This window comes from Vibrio sp. YT-19(2023), assembly GCF_033337395.1.
In genome coordinates, this window is sequence record NZ_JAWOQN010000822.1 from 1 (window position 1) to 585 (window position 585).

The 585-nt window shown below is 48.2% G+C and carries 1 pseudogene; it reads left to right on the top strand.

The features are described from left to right. A pseudogene (locus R7E78_RS28655) lies at positions 1 to 585 on the top strand (excinuclease ABC subunit UvrA); the annotation flags it as partial.

The window sequence follows — 585 nt, forward strand, 5'->3', positions numbered from 1 at the left end:
GTCAATATCTAAGTGGCGCAAAAGAGATAGCAGTCCCTAAAGAGCGTACCCCTCGCGATCCAAAGAAAACCGTCGAGCTACTAGGCGCAACAGGTAACAACCTGAAGAACGTCGACTTGTCTATTCCTGTCGGATTGTTTAGCTGTATTACTGGCGTGTCTGGCTCCGGTAAATCAACCTTGATCAACGATACGTTCTTCAAAATTGCACACACCCAACTCAATGGCGCTACTACTGCACACCCATCGCCTTATAAGTCGATTAAAGGTCTAGAACATTTCGATAAGGTTATCGACATCGATCAAAGCCCAATTGGCCGAACACCACGCTCGAACCCTACGACGTACACGGCAATCTTTACCCCTCTTCGCGAGCTGTTTGCTGGTACGCAGGAATCACGTTCACGTGGTTACAAACCTGGCCGCTTTAGTTTTAACGTTCGTGGTGGTCGCTGTGAAGCTTGTCAGGGGGATGGTGTTATCAAAGTCGAGATGCACTTCTTACCAGACGTGTACGTGCCATGTGATGTGTGTAAAGGGAAGCGCTATAACCGCGAAACACTGGAAGTACGCTACAAAGGCAAAA